The organism is Micromonospora sp. NPDC050686 (genome assembly GCF_040654475.1).
In the GTDB taxonomy this organism is placed as follows: Bacteria; Actinomycetota; Actinomycetes; order Mycobacteriales; family Micromonosporaceae; genus Micromonospora.
Genome location: NZ_JBFAID010000007.1, coordinates 57,823 through 75,220, shown reverse-complemented (window position 1 = coordinate 75,220; position 17,398 = coordinate 57,823). Strand labels below are relative to the sequence as shown.

Sequence of the window (17,398 nt, the reverse complement as noted above, 5' to 3'; positions counted from 1 at the left end):
CGTCAGCAGATGCGGGGGAGTGGATCCCCGACCAGCATGTCGACCACCCGTGTGCCGCCGAACGCCGTCCTGAGCAGCACCATGCCGGGCGGGTCGGCGGCGACGCGGCCGATGACCGCCGCGCCGTCGCCGAGCGGGTGGCCGCGCAACGCCGCCAGGGCGGCCTCCGCCTGCGCGCCGTCCACCACGGCCACGAGGCGTCCCTCGCAGGCCACGTAGAGCGGGTCGATGCCGAGCAACTCGCAGGCGCCGGTCACGGCGGGACGTACGGGGACCGAGGCCTCGTCGACCACGACGGCGAGCTGGGCCGCCTGGGCCACCTCGTTGAGGATGGTCGCCACCCCGCCCCGGGTGGCGTCCCGCATCAGCCGCACCCCGGGAGCCGCGTCCAGCAGGACATCCACCAGACCATGCAGCGCCGCGGTGTCCGAGGCGAGGTCGGCCGCGATGTCCAACTCGCCGCGGGCGAGCATGATCGTGACGCCGTGGTCACCGATCGGGCCGGAGACGACCACCGCGTCACCGGGGCGGACGTGCGAGGAGCCCAGCGCCACCGGCCGCTCCAGCACGCCGATGCCCGACGTGTTGACGTAGCAGCCGTCGGCCTTGCCCCGCTGCACCACCTTCGTGTCGCCGGTGACCACCTGGACCCCGGCGCGCTCCGCCGCGGCGGCCATCGAGGTGACGATCCGCTGCAGCTCGGCGACCGGAAAGCCCTCTTCCAGGATGAACCCGGCCGACAGGTACAGCGGGCGGGCTCCGCTGACCGCCAGGTCGTTGACCGTGCCGTTGACGGCGAGGTCGCCGATGTCCCCGCCCGGGAAGAACAGCGGCGACACCACGTACGAGTCGGTGGTGAAGGCCAGCCGGTTGGCGCCGACGGAGAGCACCGCGCCGTCGTCGAGTTCCTCCAGCGTCGGGTTGCGGAACGCCTCGACGAACATCCCTTCGATCAGGCTGTGCGTCGCCTTGCCGCCCGCGCCGTGCGCGAGCGTGATCCGGCTCTCCCGGATCTTCGGCGGGCGCCGTCGCGCCCGTTCGATGCGCTGCAGCACCTGCTGCTCCCGCGACAGCCGCCCCACCTCGTGACCAGTCGTCACCTCGGCCTCGGCCACCGCCCGCTCGGCGCGTCCGGCGGTACGTTCGGTCGTCATACCCGCGTCGCCTCCGTGAGCCGCTGCCGAGTGAAGCGGCCGAAGTTGTAGTAGGCCGCGCACGCGCCCTCGGAGGAGACCATGCACGTGCCGATCGGCGTCTCCGGGGTGCACGCGGTGCCGAACACCTTGCATTCCCAGGGCTTGAGCACCCCCTTGAGCACCTCTCCGCACTGGCAGGCCTTCGGGTCCGCGACCCGCACTCCGGGAACCTCGAAGAGGTGCTCGGCGTCGTAGGCCGCGTACTCGTCGCGCATCCGCAGCGCGGAGTGCGAGATGAAACCGAGGCCCCGCCACTCGAAATACGGTCGCAGCTGCATGACCTGGCCGATCGCCGCCAGCGCCCGCAGGTTGCCGTCCCAGGGCACCACCCGCGTGTACTGGTTCTCCACCTCGCAGCGTCCCTCGGCGAGCTGTTTGAGCAGCATGAAGACCGACTGCAGCAGATCCAGCGGTTCGAACCCGGCGCACACCAGTGGCTTGCCGTAGTCGCGCGCGATGAACTCGTACGGCCGGCAACCGATGACGGTGGAGACGTGCCCCGGCCCGAGGAAACCGTCCAGACGCAGATCCGGTGAGTCGAGAATGGCCTTGATCGCCGGGAGAATGGTGACGTGGTTGCAGAAGACCGAGAAGTTGTCGATGCCCTCGGCGGCGGCCCGCAGCACGGTCATCGCGGTCGACGGCGAGGTGGTCTCGAACCCGATCGCCATGAAGACCACCTTGCGGTCCGGATTGGTCCGCGCGATCTTCAGGGCGTCCAGTGGCGAGTACACCATGCGGATGTCCGCCCCGGCCGCCTTGGCGTCCAGGAAGGAGCCGTTCCCGCCCGGGACCCGCATCATGTCGCCGAACGCCGTCATGATGACGCCCGGCTCGTGGGCGATGGCGATGGCGTCGTCCACCCGGCCCATCGGGATGACGCAGACCGGGCAACCCGGCCCGTGCACCAGCGAGACGCTCTCTGGCAGGTAATCCTCGATCCCGTGCTTGTAGATGGTGTGCGTGTGCCCGCCGCAGACCTCCATGAACTTGTACTGCCGCCCCGGCTCGCACAACGCGGCGATTTCCGTGGCCAACGCCTGGGCCTTGTCCGCGTCGCGGTACTCGTCGACGAAACGCATCTCATTCTTTCCTAAGTGATGTCGGATTCGGCGAGCGCCTGCAACTCGTCGGTGTACGCCTGTCCGAGACCGGTCAACAATTCCAATGTGGCGGCCGCTTCTGCTTCATCGATCTTCGACATGGCGAACCCCACATGAACGAGCACCCAGTCGCCGATACCGATCTGGTCCGGGCCGAGCAGACCGATGTTGATCGCCCGCCGGACGCCCACGACGTCGACGATGGCGAGGTCGTCGCGGCCCGCCTTGATCTCGACGATCTCACCCGGGATGCCAAGGCACATCGCCCTACCCGTCCTCTCCGATCACATCTTCTCGATCTTGATATAGCGGCGCAGCGCGGGAAGTTCCTTCCAGAACATCCCCGCCACCGCCACGCCGGCCAGCAGCACCAACAGCTTCCGCACAGCTCACCTCCTTCGGCCTGGTCCGCCCGCTCAACCCGGCGGCAGGTTCGGCATGATCGGTAGGATCGGGTCGTGCTTCTCGGGCCGGATGCCGGTCGAGCGGCGCGCGTCGACCGTCCCGTCGTCCTGATGGCCGGACTGCTTCCTCCGCCGCGAGTTGCCCTCCTCCACGCCTTTGGTGTGCGCCGGCGCATCGAGTTCGACATCGGGATCGCCCACTCGGATCTCGCCCATCCCCGCCTCCTTCATCGGTCGTTGCCCGCCGGCCGGTCATGTCGCCGGCCGAGTTCGTCGAAGAATCGGGGAAGCTCACCCCACACCGCGCTTCCCCCCGACATGCCCGTCCAGTGCTGGCGGATCAGCGCGACGAGCCGGAAACAGTCGTCGACCGGCACCACCCACAGTTGGTCGCTGCCGCGCCGCCTGCCGGTCCACACCAGGAACGCCTCGACCCGCGGCTCCAGCTCTGCCAGCTCGGGTGAACGCGCCTCGACGGCCCGCCACGCGCCGGCATCGATCTCCGACTCGGTGGTGCCGAGGGGACTCGGGTAGTGCGCGAGAACCTGGCCGTCCTGCTGCTTGACGAAGAACACCAGTCCGACCGGCACACCGAGCTCGTCGACGGACAGGCCCGTCAACCGTCTGCCCCGGGCGGGGACGAGCCGGTACCGCCCGGCGCCGGCCGCCTCGCGGGTGAACAGCAGGGAACACGCCGTGCACGCGCACATCAGCTCCCCGTCCTGTTCGTCCCACACGTGCCGGTGCTCCGGCCCGACCGGCCCGGCGCACATGCCGCAACGCTCGACCGAGGTCGTGCGTTGCCTCGCGCGCCGGATCGCCCGGTGCAGGGCACCCGCCGTCATGCCATGTCACCCGACGGGAGTGCCCCCGCAACCTGCCCCACCTCGTGCATTCCCGCCGCATCGGTCCGATCCGGCCGCTGCCACAGGGCGGCGAGCGGGATCAACGCCGGCGCCGGTGCGGGCGCCACCACGTCGACCGCGGACAGCTCCGGCGCGAACGTCAACACCTGTTCCCGTACGAGGTCACGCAGCGCGGCCCCGCCACCGCCGCACGAACTCGCCGACAGGCTGATCCTCGCCACCCCGTCCTGGACACCGGCCAACATGATCTCGGCGCCCTGGGTGCGCAGCTGCGGCCGCAGATCGTCCACCGCCCGGGCCACGCGTCGCTCGGGCGGGTCCGGGTGGATGTGGTGCAACAGCAGCAGGTGCCGCAGCAGGTCGTCGTTCGTGAACCCCCCGAGCGCGCGGGGGCTGTCGGCGGCGAGATCGATGATCCGGGCCAGCGCCTCGCCGTACACCTCGGTCAGCGTCTCGACCGCTTCCAGGGCCAGTTCTGCCGTGCGGCCGGGGGTCTGCTCGAGCTGGCCGAGCACGGCGTCCAGGCGGGCCAGCCGCGGATCGAGGGCCGCATCGTCGAGTCGCTCGGTGTCCGGGGCCTCACCCATGGGACGCGCCGAACATCGGCGAGTGGATCTTCTTGAGGGTACGGCCGCCGCCGACGTACATGTGCACCCCGCACGGCAGGCAGGGATCGAAACTGCGTACCGCCCGCATGATGTCCACGCCCTTGAAGTTGTCCGGGCCGTTCTCTTCGAAGATGGGCGTGTTCTGGATCGCGTCCTCGTACGGACCGGGGGTGCCGTAGCTGTCGCGGGGACTGCCGTTCCACGGCGTGGGCGGGTACGGGTGGTAGTTGGCGATCTTGCGGTCCCTGATCACGAGGTGGTGCGAGAGAGCGCCCCGGACGGCCTCGTGGAAGCCACAGCCGATGGCGTCGTCCGGCACCTCGAACTCGGTGAACACCCGCATGTCGCCACCGCGCATCCGCTCCATCGCCTGTTCCAGGAAGTACAGCGACATCGCCGCCGCGTACGCGATGAAGTAGGCCCGTGAGCGGTCCCGCTCCAGCGCGTTCGACCAGCGCGGGATCTTCCACTCCAACGTCATCTCGGGCAGCCGCTGGCTCTTCGGCAGCGAGATCAGCACGCTGTTGCCGGTCGACTTGACGTACGGGGTGTCGACCATCTTCGCCAGCGCCGTGGTGTACAGCCGGGCGAAGCAGCCACCGCCGGTGTCGAGCGCGAGGTGCTCTCCGCTGTTCTTGTCGAACCACCGCGGGCTCATCACCCAGCTGTACTTGTCGCCGAAGTCGCGCTTGCCAGGATCGGGGAGGGTGGTCTGGTTCCAGGGGTGGCGGATGTCGACCGGGTTGCCCAGCGGGTCGTGGCTGACGAACGGCTCCTCCGCACCGGCCCAGTCCTTGTAGTAGGAGCTGCCGAGCAGGATCCGGATGCCGAGGTTGATGTCGACCAGGTCAGTGGTGAGCAGCTTGCCGTCGACGACGATGCCGGGCGTGACGTGCATCGCCCGCCCCCAGTTCGTCATCGTCTCGTACCGGTAGTCGACGACGTCGGGATTCTGGAACGCGCCCCAGCAGCCGAGCAGGACGCGGCGGCGGCCGACCTCCTCGTAGCCGGGCAGCGCCTCGTACCAGAAGTCGAAGATGTCGTCGTTCAGGGCGACGGACTTCTTGACGAAGTCAAGGATGCTGATCAGCCGGCTCAGGTAGTCGGTGAACAGGGTCGGCTGGGGCATCGTGCCGACACCGCCGGGATAGACCGTCGACGGGTGGACGTGCCGGCCCTCCATCAGGCAGAACATCTCCCGGGTCGTCCGGCTGACCTGCAGCGCTTCCTTGTAGATCTCGCCCTCGAACGGGTTGTAGGCCCGCATGGTGTCGGCGATCGTCCGGTAGCCGTGGATGTCCCGGCCGGGTGCCGCGGTCTTCTCCGCAAGGGCGAGCACACTCGGATTGGTCTGTTTGACCATCGCCTCGCAGAAGTCGACGAAGACGAGATTGTCCTGGAACAGGGTGTGGTCGAACATGTACTCGGCCGCCTCGCCGAGGTTGATGATCCACTCGGCCAGGGGCGGGGTCTTGATGCCGTACGCCATGTTCTGCGCGTAGACGGAGCAGGTGGTGTGGTTGTCGCCGCAGATGCCGCAGATCCGGCTGGTGATGAAGCCGGCGTCACGCGGGTCCTTCCCCTTCATGAACACCGAGTAGCCGCGAAATAGCGACGATGTGGTGTGGCATTCGGCGACCACCCGGTTCGCGAAGTCGATCTTCGTGTAGACCCCAAGGTTGCCGATGATCCGGGTGATCGGGTCCCACGCCATCTCCACCAGTTCGCCGGGCTTCTCGCCGACGGCAGGCTTCGGTTTCGTCGCAGTCACGGTGTGTTCCTCTCGATTGCGGCCTGGCGCCGGGGATCCGCCGGACCGTACGCGCGCCACCGGGGGTTGTAGCCGCTGGTGAGTTCCGGACCGTTGTGGTGCCACTTCGGTTCCCGGTTGGCGGTGACGTTGGTGATGCCGCGCAGGCGGCGGATCAGAGCGCCGTACGGCTTGATCAGCAACGTGGACAGGCTGCCACCGGGCGGCATGTCCATGAACGGCATGAACTTGTCGGGGAACCCCGGCATCGTGCAGCCGATGCAGATGCCACCGACGTTGGGGCAGCCACCCACGCCGCCCATCCAGCCGCGCTTGGGGACGTTGCAGTTGATCACCGGCCCCCAGCAGCCGATCTTCACCTGGCACTTGGGCGAGTTGTAGTCCTTGGCGAAGTCGGCCTGCTCGTAGTAGGCGGCCCGGTCGCAGCCCTCGTGCACGGTCTTGCCGAACAGCCACTGCGGCCGCAGCATGTGATCCAGCGGCGGGGGCGGCGCCGAGCCGGCGGCGTGGTAGAGCACCCAGGTCAGGGTCTCCATGAAGTTCTCCGGCTGGATCGGGCAGCCGGGCACGTTGACGATCGGCAGGCCGCCCTGGGACCGGAAGTCCCAGCCGAGATAGTCCGCCAGCCCCATGCACCCCGTCGGGTTGCCCGCCATGGCGTGGATCCCGCCGTACGTCGCGCAGGTGCCCGCCGCCACGACCGCCCACGCCTTGGGCGCCAACTGGTCGATCCACCAGTTCACGGTCAGCGGCTCACCCGACTTCTCGTCGTTGCCGAACGACGTCCAGTACCCCTCGCCGTTGATGTTCTCGTTCGGGATCGAGCCCTCGATCACGAGAATGAACGGCTCGGTCATCTCCCCGCGGGCCGCCCGGCGGTACGGCGCCAGGAACTCCTCGCCGCCGGCCGTCGGCGACAACACCTTGTTGTGCAGGTTGACCTTCGGCAGACCGGGAATGAGCCCGAGCACGATGTCCTCGATCGCCGGCTGACCGGAGGCGGTCATGGACACGGAGTCGCCGTCGCAACTCATGCCCTCGGAGATCCACAGGACGGTGACCTCGTCGAACCCGTTCTCCTGCGGGATCACCGCGGCGGTGTCGCGCATGTTCTGGCTCATGTGCGTGGCCTCCCTTGCATCCGATCGCGCAACCGGTCGTAGATGGCAGCCAACGGCGCCGCGAGGGCCAGCGCCGGGGGCTTGTCCGGCGCGTGCGGATGCGGTCGCGTCGGGGCCCGCTGCTTGCCCTGGTCGATCTCCCGGCCCAGCTCGCGCAGGGCCTGCTCGTCGGCGCGGGCGCACAACTGCGGCATGAGGTCGTTCTCGTCGTCCTGCACGTGCCGAGCGACGGCGGACGCCAGCCGCTGCATCAGCTCGTCCTGGGCCGGGTCGCCGGCCCGGCAGCGGTCCAGTTCGAGGAGCAGCTCCTTGACCGGCGCGTGACCGGCGAGGTGCCTGTCGACCTGCCCGTCCGCCAACACCTTCGCGGCGAACGGGTAGAAGAGAACCTCCTCCAGCGCGGCGTGCTTCGACAGCTCGCGGATGAGGATCTCCACCACGCCGCGTCGCTGCGCGTCCGACTCCGCTGCCCGATAGTCGCGGAACAGCTGTTCCACCACGCGGTGGTCATGCCGCAGCAGCTCGGTGGCGTCCATCAGACCGCTCCCACTTCGACGCTGTCCACCGTGATGGATTCCAGAACCACGTCGTCGTCACCGCTGACCTCGATGTCGATGCCCCCGCAGCCGGAGCAGGCCACCATTGCGAGGTGGTCGTCGACCCGCGCGTTACGACCACAGTCGTGGCACTGCACCGTCATCGGGTCCAGCACCAGATCCACGGCCGCGTCCGCGATCACCGTGCCGGCCGCGGCCACCTGGATGCCCTGCGTGACGACATCACGGTCAACCGCGTGACCGCCGATCCGCACCCGCAGGCCGGTGACCCTGCGCCCCGCGGCCCTGCGAACCGCCGCCGCCACGATCGCCTCGGACAGACCTGTCTCATGCATCGGCCGTCACCCCCTTCTTGGCTGCCGTTCCCGGCGAGATCTCCCGCCGCTTCGGCGCCGTGTCGAGTCGCGCCGCTTCCTCGTGGACGATCCCGACCACCATCCGGACCGCCTCGTCGACCGCGGCGGCGACTGGACCTGACAACCCCATGTGCTCGTCGAGGACGGCGGGTTGGCAACCCACCACGAGGATGCGGTCCACCCCGCCGCCCAGGCCACGCAGCAGGCGCAGCACCGACTCCGGATCCATGCCGTGCCCGTCGGCGGCCGGTGCCTCCAGCACGTCCGCCGGGCGCAGTGTCCAGCCGGGGTCGTCAAGATCCACCTGGAGGACGGCCAGCGTCCCGGGCGGCTCGTCCAGCGGCAGGGCGTCCACCATCACCAGCACGTCGTGGTGGCCGTCCAGCAGATCGTAGGCCAGATGCATCCCGCGGATCCCGTAATCGGACACATCCACCAACGCTGGTAGGGCGGCGTCCCGCAGCCGCCCGACGACCTCCACGCCGAAGGCGTCGTCGGCGAGGAAGATGTTGCCGATGCCGGCGACCAGGATCCGACCTCCGCCGTCGCTGTTCATTGCGCCGCCACCTCTCCGGCCAGCGGCTCCACCTCTTCCGGCCGGAAATGACGCAGGCGCCCGTACCACTGGTGCAGCTCCGCGCCCGGGTCGTCGTCCACGGTCACCGCCAGGAACCGCGACCCGTCGATGTCGAGCAGCACCTGCTCCACCCGACCGGTACGGCCATCCAGAAACATGTCATGCGCGTCGGTGCCACGCCGGCGAGGTCGTAACCGGACCCGGCTACCCCTGGCCAACAGGGTGCCCGCGACGAGGACCCGCTCCGTCTCCGCCGCGTCCCCCGCCTCCGTGCCGGACTCCCGCCAGGGCCGCTCCGGCTCGGTGACCGAGTCGACCGACCGGGGGATGGGCTCCAGGGACCGAATCGCGCCGTGCAACCGTTCGAGCACCTCGGGCGGCATCGCATCGACGCGGTCGAGGATGGCGGCGGCGCGGGGATCGGTCGCCCGGGCCTCTCGCTTCTCGGCATCGGAGAGCGTGAGGGTACGCAGCGACAGGATCTCGTCGATCTCGGTCGCGTCGTGCAGGTCGGCCGGGCTCTCCGGGGCGATCCGGGGATGGTCGTACAGGATGATGGGCGACGAGAGAACCAGGTCAGACGTGCCGGGAGCGCCGGCAAGCACCGGGAACGTGTGCACGTTGCGGCATTCCCGCGCGGCCTGCGCCGCCCACTCCGGTGGGTCGAGCAGGGACAGGAACCGCCCCCGACTGACCGTGGCCAGCGTGTGCGACGCGAGCAGGCAGCAGCGCAACGCCTCGTCCCGAGGGCAGTCCGCCGGCGTCGTCCGATCAGTGTTCTCGACGCGCATGCCGAGCCGCAGCAACCGGAAGGGCGCCGGAGACGCGACGGCGGAGACGGCGACCGACGCGGACAACGGCCACCGCCGGCGCACCACCCGCCCGAGCGGCTCGCCCCGGTCGTCGACCAACGCCTCGACGTCCTCTCCGCCGGGCATACTGACGTGGAAGCGTCGGCCATGCCGCAGCTCGGCGACCGGCGCCTCGACGTCGAACTCCCGCGGCACCGCCTCGTCGAAGCTGAACTCGGTGCGGCCACCGACGTCGATCCGGTCGACCGGCCGATACCCGCCGTCGGTCGTGCGTAACTCGGTCATCTTGCGTTGCAGGTGCAGGAACCGCAACCGGATCCGGACGATCGCACTGTCCTGCGCTTCCATCAGGCACTCGGTCTGCTGCCACGACGACTCGGCCGAGCCCGCGACGCTGCTGTCATTCAGGCCGTGAGCCGCCCCCCAGGCGGGGGGCACGAGGACGCCGAACTGCCAGCGGACCCGGTTCTTGGCCGATGAACGCCGATACGGGTAGAGCAGGTAGCCCTCGTACAGGATCGCGTCCGCGATTGCCTCGGCGCCGTCGAACACGGTGCTGGGCCAGTGGGTCTGCACGGTGCTCACCTCCTCCACGGCACGCAGATGCCTGCTCCGGCATGCGATCACTCTGGTCCAGCGAATCCACCTGGCGAGCCGAAAGCGCGCATCGTCGGGTTTGGTGACGGCAGCATTCACCTGGTCGGGTGAACCGACGAGGCCGCCGTCGGCCGGTCAGCCGGCGGGGCGGAATGCCGGCCGGCCGCCGCGAAGGCCACCGCCCGGGCACCGGTCAACGCCGCCTGCTGAACCGCACCCCGCCCGCTCGCGGCATTCGCCAGATGGATCCCGTGAGTCTCCGTAGGCTCGCTCAGAGAAGGCTGCCGACGGGGCTGTGGAAGGGATAGCACCATGACCGACGACCAGGTCACTCGCAACCTGAAGGGCATGGACGAACTCGACTTCAAGGGGTGGAACCCGGCGGACTGGAAGGGCGTGTTCGCCCACCACCACACGGATGACGTGCTCGTGGACCTGAAAGGGCAACCGCAGACTCACGGCATCCAGGAGCACATCGAGGCCATGCAGGCGTGGGCCGAGAGCACCGGCGGCAGGCCGGTCCAGATCAAGTCGCACCCCATCGGTTTCGGCTCGGGAGAGTGGACCTGTGTGGTGGGCGAGTTGGAAGACGGCAGCCGGATGGTGACGGTGGCGAAATGGCGCGACGGCGCCATCGCCGAGGAGTACATCTGGATGTAACCTGGCCGCGCAATGGTCAGGACGGTCCGCGAGTCGATCACGCCGGCGTCCGAGATACATGCCACCGGCGCGAAGCGCCCGATGCTGCTGTCGCAGTCGGCGGTCCCGGCGTCCAGGTCCTCAGCGGGCACCGGAGCGGCGAGAGTCGACCTCCAGGAGGCCCAGGCTGCCGGGAACCTCGAGTTACCCGGCGCGGAGCTGTCCGGCGAGGAAGTGACCGTGGCCGTCGTGCCGATGCAGCCGGACGAGTTTCGCTGTGCGCGCTGTTTCCTGGCACACCACCGCAGTCAGCTCGCCGGGCAGCCCGACGGCCGGGAGGTCTGCCCGGACTGCTCCTGACGTCCACCGTCAGGCACCATTTCCCGCCACCCTGGGCGGCCGCCCAGCCACGCGTCGGCGAGGATCCGTGCCGACGCCCGACTCGGACAGCGGTGTAGTTTCGACCGGCCCGCGATGCCGCCGGTCTGCGCTTCTACTTCCCATAGCTGGCCGTCGGTGCGGATGTAGACGTCGCGGCGTCCCCGCGGACTCCGGTCGCCGTTCCACCAATGACGATCGATTCTCACGTGCTGACCGTATAGCACCACCTGCGAAAAGACGAACGACAGGGATCTTGACAGACCCCGCGGCGGTTACGGACGGTGAGAAACCAGCTCGTTCGAGCCCACCGCCGGGCCGTCCGCCGGCGCTGGGCTCGGGCGGCGCACCGGCCCGCACTCCGGTAGCCGGTCCAGCGACTCCTCCACGCCCATCAGATGGTTGGCCATCCGGGTGCGAGCCCGTTCGGGGTCCCGTGCCGCCAGTGCTCGCCAGATGGCCACGTGCTCGTCGTGGGTACGCCGATCGGCGCCCGCCTCGTGCAGGCTCCGCCACAGCCGGCCCCGGACGGTGCGTCCGGCGAACGCCTCGATCAGCCCGACCAGCACCGGGTTGTCGCTGTGGACGGCGATGATGCGGTGGAAGGCGATGTCGATTTCTATGAGGCGTTCGTGGTCCTGCGGCGACTGACCGACGATGAGGGCCGCCTCGTCGAGCAGCTCCCCGGCCTGGGCGAGCGCCTCATGATTGATCCTGGTCGCGGCCAGTCGTGCCGCCTCTACCTCCAGCAGGCGCCGGACGCTGTGGATGTGCCGCGCGTCGCCCTGGCCGTGGAAGTCGACAACGAAACCCATCGGAGCCAGCAGCTCGCTCGCGTCGAGGTTCGTGACATACGTTCCGTCGCCCTGCCGGGTGCTGACGATGCCGAGGATCGACAGCGCGGACACCCCTTCTCGCAGCGAACCGCGTGAGACACCCAGCGACTCGGCGAGGTCCCGCTCGATCGGCAGGCGATCTCCGGGGCGAAGTGCGCCATCGAGGATCATGCGCTTGATGCTGTCCACCACCTCGTCGGTGCGTGACATGACCCGTACTCCCCTAACTCGCGACCGCTGCGGCCGGCTCGTCGGTCACGACGTGCAGTTGCGGGGCAGCGGCGGACGCTTCCTCGCGGGCAGTCGCCCAGTACTGGCCGTCCGGGAACCGGTACCGCTGCACCGACTCGGGACGCATCTGGGTGGAATAGCCCGGCGACCTGGGGAGCACGTAGGCGCTTCCCGACCCGGTGTCACGTACGAGACACGGGTCGGTGAAGTGCTCATGCAGGTGATCGACGAACTCGGTCACCCGGTTGGTCAGGTCCCCAGAGACGGCCACGTAGTCGAGCACGGACACGTGCTGGACCATCTCGCACAGCCCGACGCCTCCCGCGTGCGGACAGACCGGTACGCCGAACTTCGCCGCCAGAAGCAGCACTGCGAGGATCTCGTTGATGCTGGCCAGCCGGCCGGTGTCCAACTGACAGAAGTCGATGGCCTCGGCCTGGAACAACTGCTTGAACATCACCCGGTTGTGGCAGTGTTCGCCAGTGGCGACACCGATGGGCGCGACGGCGCGGCGGACGGCCGCGTGTCCCAGGATGTCGTCGGGGCTGGTGGGTTCCTCGATCCACAGCGGCTCGAACTGGGCGAGTGCCCGAACCCACTCGATGGCCTGGTCGACATCCCACACCTGATTCGCGTCGATCATCAGGTTGCGCTGCGGGCCGATGATCTCTCGAGCGATGGCGCAGCGACGGATGTCGTCGTCCAGATCGGCGCCCACCTTGAGCTTGACGTAGCCGTATCCGGCATCGACCGCCTCCTGGCACAGCCGGCGCAGCTTGTCGTCGTCGTAGCCGAGCCAGCCCGCGGACGTGGTGTAGGCGGGGTAGCCGGTGCGGGCGAGTTCGGCGACGCGCTCGCCCTTGGTGCCCTCCCTGGCGCGTAGGATCCCCAGTGCCTCGTCCCGGGTCAGCGCGTCGGACAGGTAGCGCAGATCGGCGATCTCGACGAGTTGCTCCGGCGACATGTCGGTGAGCAACTGCCACAACGGCTTGCCGGCGGCGCGCGCGACGAGGTCCCACGACGCGTTCAGCACGGCCGCCAGCGAGAGGTGGACCACCCCCTTCTCCGGCCCGAGCCAGCGGAGCTGGGAGTCGGCGGTGAGAAACCGGTACACCGCGCCCATGTCCGCCGCCATCGCGTCCACGTCCCAGCCGATGAGGCGCCTGGCCTGGAGCAGCGCCGCCGCGGCGACGATGTCGTTGCCCCGGCCGATCGTGAAGGTCAGCCCGTAGCCGCCGAGTGGTGCACCCGCCGCGTCGACGCCGTCGGTCTGCAGCACGACGTACGCCGCCGAGTAGTCGCCGTCCTTGTTCATCGCGTCCGAGCCGTCCGCGGTGAGTGACGTGGGGAAGCGGACGTCTTCGACGGTGACAGCGGTGATCTGCGGCATAAGGCCCTCGTCTGCTCAGGGAACAAAAGATCAGATGACCGTGGGAAGTATACGAAGATGGCTCTCGGACCGTCAACGAAGGTGTGGCTCGAAACATCTAATGTCTCGGCGCTCACGGAGTGGATCTGGACGGGGTCCACCGTCCCCTCCGGACCGACGAACGAGGCGGACCGGCCGGTCTAGCGCGGCAGACGCGAGTGCGGCGCTGGCCGCCTGGTGCTGGGCCCCTCGCCAGCACCGGCGGCGAGGCCGCAAGAAACATCAGACACCACACCGAATCGGGCGGAGCGAGGGCGCAGTATCAATCAACATCGTTACAGCCATTGACTCGATACATCAAATGTTTGTAGATTCCTCGCACCTTACTCAGAGCCTCGTCCTGCTGCCGGTCACGCCGCACCGCCCCGTCGGTGTCGAGCTCCTAGCCGTACTGGCGCTGCGCCGGCCGGGTGCAAGGCCCCCGCGCGCTGGAGGACCTCCCCATGCCAGACCTCACCCGAAGGCAAGTCATCAAGTACGGATCAGTCGGAGCCGGAGCCCTGCTGTTGCCGATGCAATGGGCGGCGGCCGCCCGAGCCTCGTCGGTACCCCCACCGGAGGTGCGTGCCGCCAACGACATGGCCCTCTGGTACGACCAGAGTGCCGGCACGACCTGGCTCCGGGCGCTTCCCATCGGCAACGGTCGGCTCGGCGCCATGGTGTTCGGCAACGTCGACGCCGAGCGGCTGCAGCTCAACGAGGACACCGTCTGGGCCGGCGGACCATACGACCAGAGCAATCCCCGGGGTGCGGAGGCGCTGCCGGAGATCCAGCGACTGGTCTTCGAGAACCAGTGGACCCAGGCGCAGAACCTCATCAACCAGACGATGCTCGGTAACCCGGCTGCTCAGTTGGCGTTCCAGCCCGTCGGCAACCTGCGGCTCACCTTCCCCGGTGGCACCGCCGGGGTCTCCGAGTACCACCGCCAACTGGACCTCACCACGGCCGTCACCTCGATGTCGTACCTCCAGAACGGGGTGCGGTACCGGCGCGAGGTGCTCGCGAGCGCACCGGATCAGGTGATCGCCATGCGCCTGACCGCTGACAAGCCCGGATCGATCACGTTTTCCGCGCGGTTCGACAGCCCACAGCGAACGACGGCGTCCAGCCCGGACAGCGCGACGGTGGCGATCGACGGCGTGTCCGGAAACCAGCGGAACATCAACGGATCGGTCCGGTTCCTGGCAGTGGCACGGGCCGTAGCCGAGGGCGGCACCGTCAGCAGTTCCGGCGGCACGCTGCAGGTGACCGACGCCGACAGCGTCACCCTGCTGGTCTCCATCGGCTCCAGCTACGTCAACTTCCAGAACGTCGGCGGCGACTACCAGGGCATCGCCTGGCGCCACCTCAGCGCCGTCAACGTCCACTACGACGAACTGCGCCGCCGGCACGTGGCCGACTACCAGGAGCTGTTCGGACGGACCACGCTCGACTTGGGCCGGACCGCGGCGGCCGACCAGCCGACCGACGTACGGATCTCTCAGCACTCGGGTGCCGACGACCCGCAGTTCTCCGCGTTGCTGTTCCAGTTCGGCAGGTACCTGCTGATCTCCTCCTCACGTCCGGGGACACAGCCCGCCAACCTCCAGGGCATCTGGAACGACCAACTGGCTCCCTCGTGGGATTCGAAGTACACCTTGAATGCCAACCTGCCGATGAACTACTGGCCCGCCGACACCACGAACCTGGCGGAGTGCTACGAGCCGGTGTTCAAGATGATCGGTGACCTCACGGTGACCGGTGCCCGCACCGCCCAGCGGCAGTACGGCGCCGGCGGCTGGGTCACCCATCACAACACCGACGCGTGGCGGGCCTCGGCCGTGGTCGACGGGGCGCTGTGGGGAATGTGGCAGACCGGTGGCGCGTGGCTGTCCACCATGATCTGGGACCACTACCTCTTCACCGGCGACCTCGACTTCCTCCGCGAGAACTACCCGGCGATGAAGGGCGCCGCGCAGTTCTTCCTCGAGACCCTCGTGGAGGAACCGACCCTCGGATGGCTGGTCACCAACCCGTCGAACTCGCCGGAACTCGCGCACCACTCGAACGTGAGCGTGTGCGCTGGCCCGACGATGGACAACCAGATCCTGCGCGATCTGTTCGATGGTTGCGTCAGGGCGAGCAAGGTGCTCGGGGTTGACGAGGACTTCCGGGCACAGGCCTCGGCAACCCTGGACCGCCTACCGCCGATGCGGATCGGCTCACGCGGCAACATCCAGGAGTGGCTCTACGACTGGGTCGAGCCAGAGCGGACCCACCGGCACATCTCACACCTCTACGGCCTGCACCCCAGCAACCAGATCACCAAGCGCGGCACTCCGGAGCTCTACGACGCCGCCCGGAGAACGCTGGAACTGCGCGGCGACGACGGGACCGGCTGGTCGCTCGCCTGGAAGATCAACTACTGGGCGCGGATGGAGGAGGGCAAGCGGGCACATGACCTGATCCGCTACCTCGCGACGCCCGCCAGGCTGGCGCCGAACATGTTCGACCTGCACCCCCCGTTCCAGATCGACGGAAACTTCGGCGCGACGTCCGGCATCGCCGAGATGTTGTTGCAGAGCCACGCCGGCGAGCTGCATCTGCTGCCGGCCCTGCCGGACGCCTGGCCGACCGGGCGGATCGCAGGCCTTCGGGGCCGCGGCGGCTACACCGTGGGCGCGGCGTGGAGTCATGGCCAGGCCGACGAGTTCCTCATCAAGCCCGATCACGACGGCGCGATCACCGCGCGCGGCCGGATGTTCGCCGGGCGGTACCGGGTGCTCGACCTCACCGGCAACGGGATCGTCCCCACCACCAAAGCCGAACCCGACCTGATCGAACTCCCTGGGCGGGCCGGTCACACCTACCGGGCATACGCCCTGCAGAAGGTCCAGGTCAGCGCGCCGATCGAGATCAGCGCGGGCACCGCCACGAAGGTCACCGTGACGGTCCGGGCGGTCGACCGGCCGATCGCACCATCGACGAGGGTGACCCTCAAGGCTCCGGACGGCTGGACGGTGACGCCGGCTCAGGCTGACCTGCCGCCCCTGCTGGCCAACTCCGAGCGCACCGTCGAGTTCGAGGTGACCCCGGCGGCGAACGCGGGCGCCGGCGCCGTGGTCCTGACCGCCGAGGCGAGCGGACACCAGAGCGGGCAGGACTGGGTCGCGTCCGCGACGACCAGCACCCGGGTCTGGGACGGCCGGGAGGTCCCGCTGAAGGAGAGCTTCAGCAACATCAGCCTCACCAGTGACACCGACACCAACGCCGGTGACATCGACGGAAGCCGGTCCAGCATCTCCGCCCAGGCGCTGGCGTCGGTGGGGGTCACCCCGGGCAGCATCGTCAGCAAGGACGGGGTGAACTTCACCTGGCCCGACGTCGCGATCGGCACTCCCGACAACGCCATCGCCTCGGGCCAGTCCCTCAAGCTGACCGGCAAGGGCCGGACCCTCGGCTTCCTGGTGACGAGCACGTGGGGAGCGTCGTCCGGGCCGGCCACCATCGTCTACGCCGACGGCACCCGGCAGACCTTCACCCTCGCCAGTCCGGACTGGGCCGGCGCGCCCAGACCGGAAGGCGTCGGCGCCGTCGTGGCTCCCTACCAGAACCGTCCCAACAACCAGCGGGCCAACACCCAGGCGACCATCTACTACGTCGGTGTGCCGCTGCAGGACAAGGAGGTCTCCCGGGTGGACCTGCCGAACATCAGCGCCAGAGCGACGGCGAACGTCCCCACGCTGCACGTCTTCGGGGTGGCGATCGGCGGATAGCACCCGCTGACCAGCCGTCGCGCCCTGCGCGGGCTGCGTCGTGGCCACCGTCACGCCGCAGCCCGCTGCGGCTGCGCCCCGGGCCGTACCGCCGCGAGCCGAGCCGGGCTAGGTCCAGCTAGGACATGCCGGCGATGGCGACCGGACGCGAGAGCCGCGGCC

At 69.0% G+C, this 17,398-nt stretch carries 17 protein-coding genes; 3 read left to right on the top strand and 14 right to left on the bottom strand.

Annotated features, from left to right (window positions below):
* Positions 1-2: 2 nt before the first annotated feature.
* From hypE to AB0H57_RS08680, 12 genes are all read right to left on the bottom strand, one after another.
* Positions 3-1,154, bottom strand: coding sequence for a hydrogenase expression/formation protein HypE (hypE, locus tag AB0H57_RS08735; RefSeq protein WP_357504143.1), 1,152 nt, complete (start codon positions 1,152-1,154; stop codon positions 3-5).
* Positions 1,151-2,278, bottom strand: coding sequence for a hydrogenase formation protein HypD (gene hypD, locus AB0H57_RS08730; RefSeq protein WP_357504141.1), 1,128 nt, complete (start codon positions 2,276-2,278; stop codon positions 1,151-1,153). The genes hypE and hypD overlap by 4 nt, the downstream gene beginning before the upstream one ends.
* An 11-nt stretch (positions 2,279-2,289) precedes the next feature.
* Complete coding sequence (locus tag AB0H57_RS08725) at positions 2,290-2,562, bottom strand: HypC/HybG/HupF family hydrogenase formation chaperone (RefSeq protein WP_357504139.1); 273 nt, start codon at positions 2,560-2,562, stop codon at positions 2,290-2,292.
* A gap of 153 nt (positions 2,563-2,715) precedes the next feature.
* The gene (locus AB0H57_RS08720) at positions 2,716-2,919 is read right to left on the bottom strand and encodes a hypothetical protein (protein WP_357504137.1); all 204 of its coding nucleotides are present in this window, start codon (positions 2,917-2,919) and stop codon (positions 2,716-2,718) included.
* 11 nt (positions 2,920-2,930) lie between these two features.
* Positions 2,931-3,548 carry a DUF5947 family protein gene (locus AB0H57_RS08715; RefSeq protein ID WP_357504135.1) on the bottom strand — a complete coding sequence of 206 codons (618 nt, stop codon included), beginning with the start codon at positions 3,546-3,548 and terminating at the stop codon, positions 2,931-2,933.
* The gene (locus AB0H57_RS08710; RefSeq protein WP_357504134.1) at positions 3,545-4,156 is read right to left on the bottom strand and encodes a hypothetical protein; all 612 of its coding nucleotides are present in this window, start codon (positions 4,154-4,156) and stop codon (positions 3,545-3,547) included. Before AB0H57_RS08710 ends, AB0H57_RS08715 begins: the two co-directional genes overlap by 4 nt.
* Positions 4,149-5,948: a nickel-dependent hydrogenase large subunit gene (locus AB0H57_RS08705; protein WP_357504132.1), complete on the bottom strand. Its 1,800-nt coding sequence runs from the start codon at positions 5,946-5,948 to the stop codon at positions 4,149-4,151. Before AB0H57_RS08705 ends, AB0H57_RS08710 begins: the two co-directional genes overlap by 8 nt.
* The gene (locus tag AB0H57_RS08700; RefSeq protein WP_357504130.1) at positions 5,945-7,069 is read right to left on the bottom strand and encodes a hydrogenase expression protein HypE; all 1,125 of its coding nucleotides are present in this window, start codon (positions 7,067-7,069) and stop codon (positions 5,945-5,947) included. Before AB0H57_RS08700 ends, AB0H57_RS08705 begins: the two co-directional genes overlap by 4 nt.
* A complete protein-coding gene (locus AB0H57_RS08695) occupies positions 7,066-7,605 on the bottom strand; it encodes a hemerythrin domain-containing protein (RefSeq protein WP_357504128.1) in 540 nt (179 codons plus the stop codon). Before AB0H57_RS08695 ends, AB0H57_RS08700 begins: the two co-directional genes overlap by 4 nt.
* Positions 7,605-7,931: a hydrogenase/urease maturation nickel metallochaperone HypA gene (locus AB0H57_RS08690; protein ID WP_357504126.1), complete on the bottom strand. Its 327-nt coding sequence runs from the start codon at positions 7,929-7,931 to the stop codon at positions 7,605-7,607. Before AB0H57_RS08690 ends, AB0H57_RS08695 begins: the two co-directional genes overlap by 1 nt.
* Before the next feature lie 22 nt (positions 7,932-7,953).
* Entirely contained in the window at positions 7,954-8,538 is a 585-nt protein-coding gene (locus AB0H57_RS08685) for a hydrogenase maturation protease (protein ID WP_357504124.1), read from the bottom strand.
* Complete coding sequence (locus AB0H57_RS08680) at positions 8,535-9,956, bottom strand: hypothetical protein (RefSeq protein ID WP_357504122.1); 1,422 nt, start codon at positions 9,954-9,956, stop codon at positions 8,535-8,537. The genes AB0H57_RS08685 and AB0H57_RS08680 overlap by 4 nt, the downstream gene beginning before the upstream one ends.
* A gap of 324 nt (positions 9,957-10,280) precedes the next feature.
* On the opposite strand from AB0H57_RS08680, the gene AB0H57_RS08675 reads away from it, so the two are divergent.
* Positions 10,281-10,628, top strand: a complete 348-nt coding sequence (locus tag AB0H57_RS08675) for a hypothetical protein (protein WP_357504120.1) — start codon at positions 10,281-10,283, stop codon at positions 10,626-10,628.
* A gap of 81 nt (positions 10,629-10,709) precedes the next feature.
* Positions 10,710-10,967 carry a DUF4193 family protein gene (locus tag AB0H57_RS08670; RefSeq protein WP_357504276.1) on the top strand — a complete coding sequence of 86 codons (258 nt, stop codon included), beginning with the start codon at positions 10,710-10,712 and terminating at the stop codon, positions 10,965-10,967.
* Positions 10,968-11,260: 293 nt separating this feature from the next.
* Here the strand turns inward: AB0H57_RS08670 and AB0H57_RS08665 are convergent, their stop codons facing one another.
* Both AB0H57_RS08665 and AB0H57_RS08660 read right to left on the bottom strand, forming a co-directional pair.
* A complete protein-coding gene (locus tag AB0H57_RS08665) occupies positions 11,261-12,031 on the bottom strand; it encodes a FadR/GntR family transcriptional regulator (RefSeq protein ID WP_357504118.1) in 771 nt (256 codons plus the stop codon).
* Between the two features lie 13 nt (positions 12,032-12,044).
* On the bottom strand, positions 12,045-13,442 hold the full coding sequence (locus tag AB0H57_RS08660) for an enolase C-terminal domain-like protein (RefSeq protein WP_357504116.1): 1,398 nt from the start codon (positions 13,440-13,442) through the stop codon (positions 12,045-12,047).
* 482 nt (positions 13,443-13,924) lie between these two features.
* Between AB0H57_RS08660 and AB0H57_RS08655 the strand changes: the two genes are divergently transcribed.
* Positions 13,925-17,236 carry a glycoside hydrolase N-terminal domain-containing protein gene (locus AB0H57_RS08655; protein ID WP_357504114.1) on the top strand — a complete coding sequence of 1,104 codons (3,312 nt, stop codon included), beginning with the start codon at positions 13,925-13,927 and terminating at the stop codon, positions 17,234-17,236.
* Positions 17,237-17,398: the final 162 nt, after the last annotated feature.